General features: G+C 55.0%; 3 protein-coding genes and 7 pseudogenes. 5 read left to right on the top strand and 5 right to left on the bottom strand.

Annotated elements, in window-relative coordinates:
* The coding region (locus tag ACTBDU_RS15320) for a transposase (protein WP_438807069.1) at positions 1–175 on the bottom strand (175 nt) is incomplete at its 3' end.
* 72 nt (positions 176–247) lie between these two features.
* Between ACTBDU_RS15320 and ACTBDU_RS15315 the strand changes: the two are divergent.
* Positions 248–787 (top strand): annotated as a pseudogene (locus tag ACTBDU_RS15315) (transposase); the annotation flags it as partial.
* Positions 788–969: 182 nt separating this feature from the next.
* Positions 970–1,692, top strand: a complete 723-nt coding sequence (locus ACTBDU_RS15310; protein ID WP_438807068.1) for a peptidoglycan meso-diaminopimelic acid protein amidase — start codon at positions 970–972, stop codon at positions 1,690–1,692.
* Here the strand turns inward: ACTBDU_RS15310 and ACTBDU_RS15305 are convergent.
* From ACTBDU_RS15305 to ACTBDU_RS15295, 3 genes and pseudogenes are all read right to left on the bottom strand, one after another.
* Positions 1,663–2,433: pseudogene (locus ACTBDU_RS15305) on the bottom strand (class II glutamine amidotransferase). The gene ACTBDU_RS15310 and the pseudogene ACTBDU_RS15305 sit on opposite strands and share 30 nt — an antisense overlap.
* A gap of 36 nt (positions 2,434–2,469) precedes the next feature.
* Positions 2,470–3,051 (bottom strand): D-sedoheptulose 7-phosphate isomerase, encoded by a 582-nt coding sequence (gene lpcA, locus ACTBDU_RS15300; protein WP_438807067.1) that lies wholly within the window; start codon positions 3,049–3,051, stop codon positions 2,470–2,472.
* A gap of 484 nt (positions 3,052–3,535) precedes the next feature.
* Positions 3,536–4,120: pseudogene (locus ACTBDU_RS15295) on the bottom strand (YceI family protein).
* Between the two features lie 204 nt (positions 4,121–4,324).
* Here ACTBDU_RS15295 and ACTBDU_RS15290 point away from each other — a divergent pair.
* Together ACTBDU_RS15290 and ACTBDU_RS15285 are read left to right on the top strand one after the other, a co-directional pair.
* Positions 4,325–5,485 (top strand): annotated as a pseudogene (locus ACTBDU_RS15290) (pyridoxal phosphate-dependent aminotransferase).
* Positions 5,473–6,250, top strand: a pseudogene (locus ACTBDU_RS15285) (amidohydrolase). Before ACTBDU_RS15290 ends, ACTBDU_RS15285 begins: the two co-directional pseudogenes overlap by 13 nt.
* 149 nt (positions 6,251–6,399) lie before the next feature.
* Here the strand turns inward: ACTBDU_RS15285 and ACTBDU_RS15280 are convergent.
* A pseudogene (locus ACTBDU_RS15280) lies at positions 6,400–6,705 on the bottom strand (allantoinase); the annotation flags it as partial.
* Between the two features lie 76 nt (positions 6,706–6,781).
* Between ACTBDU_RS15280 and ACTBDU_RS15275 the strand changes: the two are divergent.
* Positions 6,782–7,345 (top strand): annotated as a pseudogene (locus ACTBDU_RS15275) (transposase); the annotation flags it as partial.

The raw sequence follows: 7,345 nt of genomic DNA, 5'->3' as shown, positions 1-7,345 counted from the left end.
GAGAGGCTTTTGGCGTTTTCCCCTGTCGCTTATCACGCAGTTGTTTTACCCATTTCGTCATCGTAGAAAAACCGACGTCCATGGCTTTTGCTGCTTGCGCGGCGGTGTAATTTTGGTCGACAACCAATTGAGCAGATTCGCGTTTGAATTCAGGACTAAAATTTTTTCTTTTCATTGGTGCACCCGTGTTGTTCTGAGGTGAGCATATCACCTCTGTTCAGGTGACCAAATTCAGTGTGTTACTACACCAAATGCTGTGGATAAAATCGCCTTCGACCACTTCCATGTGGCAAAAACGCTCCGCGCCGTTGTTGATAAAACACGTATGGCTGAAACGAAACGCATCCCATCGTCAGACAGGAAAGGGGCTCATCGCTCGCGTTATTTGTGGTTTTACGGTAAACAGAATCGGCATGGACGCAGGTCCGACAGGTTGGAAGTTGCACGCTTGGTGTTACCCCAAACCAGTCAGTGCTGGCTCATGAAAGAACTTGCCCGCGACCTGTGGCACCGCTGCTATGACAGCCATAGCCGAAAGCTGTGGCAGGAATGGATGATAATGGCAAAGAACAGCGGAATACCGCTGATGGTCAGCGTTGGCAGGATGGTGGCAAAGCGCCTTTACGGCATCCTGAATGCGATGAAAAACCGAGTGTCAAACGGCAGTGCGGAGTCGCTAAACAGTAAAATACGCCTGCTCAGAATTAAGTCACAGTGCTTCAGGAATAAAGAACGGTTCAAGCTGGGTGTGCTGTTCCACTACGGAAAGCTAAACATGGCGTTCTGACTCTCCCACCATGATCGGGGAAGACCTACAAGTATACAGTAAGGATTCTCATCTATACAAAACGTATCTTGATAAAATAACACGCAGTGATATCTTGTCGCTGATTGCCCACGGGCAGTTGACAGTCCCTCCGGTAACGTTCGTGGCTGGCCGCTCATTTATTTGATGAAACAGGAATGACAATGCGCAGATTCGCGATGCTGTTGACGATGCTTTTTTTATTACCAGCGTACAGTTACGCCAGCGATCAAGCAAAAGTCGGCCAGGAACTTAAGCAACAACTATTAGGCTCACCGATATTTATTCAGGTCTTTAAAGAAAAACGCATTTTGGAACTGTATGCCAAGATGGGTAATGCATACCATTTGGTGGACAGCTTTCAAATTTGCAAGTTCTCCGGCGGACTGGGCCCGAAACGGCGTGAAGGCGACTTCATGAGTCCGGAAGGTTTTTACTCCATTGACACACGCAATCTGAATCCGAACAGTCATTATTATCGCGCCATTAATCTCGGTTTCCCCAACGACTATGCCCGGGCGCTGGGCTATTCAGGCGCCAAGCTGATGATCCACGGCGATTGCCGCTTTATCGGCTGCTATGCCATGACGGATTCTTTGATTGCGGAGATTTATCGCTATGTGAAAGATGCATTGCTTAATGGTCAGGCGCAGGTAAAGATTAATATATTTCCGTTTCGCATAACGCCGGCAAATATGCAACGCCATCATTATTCAGCCAATTACAAATTCTGGAGCCAGCTTGCGCCCGGTTACGCCTATTTCGCCGAACACCATCAACCACCGGCAGTATCGGTGGTAAATGGTCAGTATGTGATAAGCGCGCCGCTGATGTTACAAAGTGGCGCGCCGGCCGTCTCACAATTCGCGCTCGCCAAGCCGGAATAACACCCATTCCCCCGGCGCCACCCCCCCGCTGCCAGGTTTCATTGCCGGTCAGCGGCTGAGTGGCTATCACCGTGACCACGTCATTGGGCGTGGTCTGCTTTTGAAAATCGATTTCCACATCCTGATCGAGCAGCGTGGCTTTACTAAAGGGCGCGCGCCGAGTAATCCAATACAGGTGGCTGGAACAATAGCCCATAACGTAGCAGCCGTCGGACAGCAACATATTGAAAATCCCTTTTTGCCGCAGCGTGTTCGCTAAACCGGCGATATAGCGGAATACCGACGGCCAGTGGCGCGGCGTGTGCAGGTAGCGTTCCGCCAAGGCGCGCCAGCAACCAACAAAAGCCTGCTCGCTGTCCGTCTGCCCCACCGGGCGGAAATTGCCGGTTTGCAGCGTCCGGTAGCCATGCAATTGGTCGTTCTGGGCGAAGGTCCAGTGGCGTCCCCAGAGCTCGCGAGTGAAAAAATGGGTGTTTTCCAGCGCCACTCTACCGCGATTGGCCTGACGGATGTGGGAGACCACCGCGCAAGATTTGATCGGATAGTCCTGCACCAGCCGGGCGATGGGCGAGTCGATGCTGGGCAGCGGATCCTTGAACGTGAGGCAGCCCAGTTTTCGTAGAAGGTGATTCCCCAGCCATCTTTATGCGGTCCGGTTCCACCGCCACGCTGCACCAGGCCGGAAAAACTGAAACAGATATCTGTAGGTACATTGGCGCTCATGCCGAGTAATTCACACATGCCCCTCTCCTGTCGTTCCCTTGCCGATCAGGGCTATCACTGCGGCGCCATTTCTTTCTCGATAAGCAGTATCAAGATATGGATAGCCTTGATATGGATTTCCTGGATACGGTCGGCATAGCCGAAATGTGGCACGCGAATTTCCACATCCGTGCTGCCGGCCATTTTACCGCCCTCTTTGCCGGTGAGGACGATCACCCGCATGCCTTTGGCGCGCGCGGCATCAATAGCGCGAATAATGTTCGCCGAGTTGCCGGAGGTCGAAATGCCAACCAGCACATCGCCCTTGTTGCCCACCGCTTCTACATAGCGTGAAAAGACCTGCTCATAGCCGAAATCATTGCTCACACAGGACAGATGGCTGGGATCGGAGATGGCGATAGCGGGATAGCCCGAACGATTCTCGCGATAGCGTCCGGTCAATTCTTCGGCGAAATGCATCGCGTCGCAATGTGAGCCGCCGTTACCGCAGGAGAGCACTTTCCCGCCGGCTTTGAAGGTGTCGGCGATAAGTTTGGCCGCGTCTTCAATAGACTGAATATGGTGCTCATCGCTGAGGAAGTTTTGCAGCGTTTGCAGGGCTTCGTTAAGTTCGTTGCGAATCAAATCCTGATACATGGGGTCGTCCCTCAATCAAGGCTGGCGATAAATGATATTTTCCGGCAGCAGTTTACCGGAATGCCCGTACCGCGAGAAGCGCCGTCCGACGAGCAATTTGCGCTATCTCATAAAGGGGATAGATAATAAGTCTGTTGATAATTGTATTAAATAATGGTGCTGAGAGGACATGGCCGCGGCGCATAACGCGACAAGAGCGAGTCATAGGTTGGCGCATTCCGTGCCAGAGCAGCAGTAACTGCGGCTCCCGGGTTCAACGCCGGCACGGTGGCAGACACCGTTGTCGCAAGCTGCGCCGAGGGCGGCAACCCAGCCGGCCGCGCCATTTTCGTCTTTTGCCGCGGCCTAAATTGGGTTGCACGATTTTCCGCTGCCGGCGATGCCCGAAGCTGAGAAAAAAAATGCCCCGCGTCACGAGGAGGCAGGGCGGTGAAGATCGCGCCGGACGGGCGGCAGGGTCACGCCGGCTGAGCGGCGCGGGTAATTATTTTGCCAGCGCTTCTGTCGAAATGCTAATGGTGACGTCATCGCTCACGTTGGGCACGAACTGCCCCATTTTGAACTCGGAACGTTTGATGGTCGTGGTGGCATTGAAACCCACGGTGGCTTTTTTAGCCATGGGATGCTCGCCCTGCTTGTTCAGCACCGCATCCAGGATCACCGGGCGTCTGATGCCCTTGATGGTCAGGTTGCCATAGACCTGATAACGATTATCGCCCTTACTGACGATTTTGGTGCTGTGAAACGTCGCATTTGGGAACTGCTTCTGATCAAAATACTGCGTGCCTTTAAATTCATCCGTTAACGCCTGCACATGCCGTATCCACGGTTTTGACCGGAATGGTGACGTCCATTTTGGCATTCTCAATTGCAGCATCGTCCAGCACAATGGTACCGGTAATACCGGAGAAGTTGGCGGTGGGGTTGGAAAAACCGAAGTGATTCCACGAGAACACCAGCGAAGTATGATTGGGATCCAGATGGTGGGTTTCCGTTTTGCCTGGGCGAGACCTGAAGCGAGCAGCAGCCCGGTAGCCAGCGGTAACAACGTCTTTTTCATCGTAATCATGCCAATAGTATCCGGCATATTGCCGAAAGGCCCTTTATCATGAAGGCTTTCGACGGCGATTGTCACTGAATAGTTTTGTTGACGCTCTCCAATAATTTTGACCAAGCGCGCGTCGGGTATTTAGCCGTCTACACGTCTTGATTGTCAAATATAGCCAGCATGTTATATTGGCTCAAAACCCGGCTATCAGGAGTCATATTAACCATGAGTACTTCGCTTGTCCCGCAAAGTAACCTTCCGGCGCTGGGCACCACCATCTTTACCCGGATGAGTGCGCTAGCGTAACGCCACCAGGCGATTAACCTGTCTCAGGGTTTTCCCGATTTCGACGGTCCCGACTATTTGAAATCCCGGCTGGCCTGGCATGTAAGCCAGGGCGCCAATCAATATGCTCCGATGACCGGCCTCGCGCCGTGGCGCGAGGCCATCGCCGATAAAACCGCGCAACTCTACGGCTGACGTCCCGACGCCGATGCCGAGGTGACCGTCACCGCTGGCGCGACCGAGGCCCTGTTCGCCGCCATCAGCGCCTTGGTGCGGTCGGGAGATGAAGTTGTCTGCTTCGATCCCAGCTATGATAGCTACGGGCCGGCGGTCGAGCTGGCCAGCGGCGTCACGCGTCGTCTTGCACTGCAGCCGCCGGCGTTTCGCGGTGACTGGGCGCAGTTTGGTGAGGTGCTAAGCGATCGCACCCGGCTTGTTATCCTCAACACGCCGCATAATCCCTTGGCCAGCGTCTGGCAGGCGGAGGATTTCCAGCGGCTGTGGCAGGCCCCATCGCCGATCGGGAAATCTATGTCTTGAGCGATGAAGTGTATGAACATATCTGCTTTGCCGATGGCGGCCATCAAAGCGTGCTCGCCCATGACGGACTGCGCCAGCGCGTTATTGCCGTTTCCTCCTTCGGCAGGACATACCATATGACCGGGTGGAAAGTCGGTTATTGCGTAGCGCCAGCGGCCTTGAGCGTCGAAGTACGCAAAATACATCAATATCTGACCTTCGCGGTCAACACGCCGGCACAGCTGGCCCTCGCCGATATGTTACGCCAGGAGCCGGCGCACTGGCAGCAGCAGCCGGCGTTCTATCGCCAGCGGCGCGACCACCTGGTGCAGGCGCTGGGGCCCAGCCGGTTGCAACTGCTGCCTTGTGAAGGCACCTATTTTCTGCTGGCTGATTACAGCGCCCTCTCCGATAAAGACGACGTCAGCTTTTGTGAGTGGCTCACCACCCATGTCGGCGATAACCGCTATTCCGCTATCGGTGTTCTGCGCCGACCCCTTCCCGCATAAACTAATCCGTCTGTGCTTCGCCAAAGGCGATCAGACGCTGGACGCCGCCGCGGAGCGCTTATGTCGACTTTAGCGCTTAGCCTGTTGCAGCAGCCGCTGGTGTGGATGGGACGGCAAGGCGAATCTGGCCCACTTTGACCGCCTGCTGGCGCCGCTCATTGATCAGGATCTGATTCTCCTGCCGAAAATGTTTACTACCGGTTTCGCCATGGAAGCGGCAGGCAACGCCCTGCCCGAGCAGCGGGTGGTGGCATGGCTTGGGGATTGGGCCCAACGTAGCGGCGCAATGGTAGGTGGCAGCGCGGCCATCGCTACGCCCGCGGGGGCGGTCAACCGTTTCTTGTTGGTGCAACCCGACAGCGTGACGCACCTCTATGATAAACGTCATCTGTTCAGAATGGCCGACGAGCATCACCATTATCAGGCCGGCCAGGAACGGGTGGTGATAGGCTGGTGCGGCTGGCGGATATTGCCGCTGGTCTGTTATGACCTGCGCTTTCCGCTGTGGTCGCGCAATCGACAGGATTACGATCTGGCGCTGTACGTCGCTAATTGGCCAGCGGCGCGCGGCGCGCACTGGCAAACGCTGCTGGCAGCGCGCCGCGCCACCGAAAACCAGGCTTACGTCGCCGGCTGCAATCGCGTTGGCGACGATGGCAATCGGCAGCACTATAGCGATAATAGCCTGATCCTGGATCCCATGGGAACGGTGCTGGCACAGGCCGAACCGGACGCGGCAACCTGCGTACAGGCACGCCTGTCGCTCTCGGCGCTGCGTCAATACCGTGAAACATTTCCCGCCTGGCGGGATGCTGATGGATTCAGCCTGCAACCTTAACCCGCCGATGGCCGGACGCGCCGACAAGGCGCCCGTCGCTCGCGTCCTGGCCTCTTTCAGCTTTGATTTCCCAGCCACTAGATGGTCGTCTGCGTCTGCGCTTTACAAACGAGCGTAAACGAGGATTTTTCGGCGAGCGACGCTCTTTGTTACCCGTCCTGCGCCGGATGCGCTTCATGGTAGGGATGGTGGCCAATCCAGTGGTCGGCGATATCTTGACGACGGCAAATCCACACCCGTTCGTGCTGTTGGATATAATCCAGAAAACGTTGCAGCACGCGAAACCGGCCAGGCCGGTCAAGTATGCGGCCGTGCATGCCGATGGAAAGCATCTTGGGTGACGTCTTCCCTTCGGCGTAAAGTACGTCGAAGCTGTCACGCAAATAGCTGTAGAACTGGCCGCCGCTGTTAAACCCCTGCGGCGTGGTAAAGCGCATATCGTTCGCCTCCAGCGTACAGTGTAGTGGCACACTGAATTTGGCCACCTGAACAGAGGTGATCTGCTTACCCCAGAACAACACGGGTGCACCAATGAAAAAAAGAAATTTTAGTCCTGAATTCAAACGCGAATCCGCTCAACTGGTTGTCGACCAAAATTACACCGTCGCGCCAGCAGCAAAAGCCATGAACGTCGGCCTTTCTACGATGACGAAATGGGTAAAACAACTGCGTGATAAGCGACAGGGGAAAACGCCAAAGGCCTCTCCCATAACCCGGAACAAATCGAAATACGTGAGCTCAAGAAGAAAGTACAACGCATTGAAATGGAAAACGAAATATTAAAAAAGGCTACAGCGATTTTGATGTCAGACTCCCTGAACAGTTCTCGTTAATCGGGAAACTCAGAGCGCATTATCCTGTGGCCACACTCTGCCACGTGTTCAGGGTTCATCGCAGCAGTTACAAATACTGGAAAAGTCGTCCTGACAGGCCAGACGGCAGGCGAACGGTATCGCGCAGTCAGGTTTATGAACTGCACAGTATCAGCCATGGTGCCGCTGGCGCGAGAAGTATCGCCACCATGGCAACCCAGAGAGGCTTCCGGATGGGGCGCTGGCTCGCAGGCAGGCTCATGAAAGAGCTGGGGCTGGTCAG

This window comes from Sodalis sp. (in: enterobacteria) (assembly GCF_051710625.1).
Classification (GTDB): Bacteria; Pseudomonadota; Gammaproteobacteria; order Enterobacterales; family Enterobacteriaceae; genus JBPESN01.
Note: the sequence above shows the minus strand (reverse complement) of the source record. Positions and strands in the feature narration are given on the sequence as shown.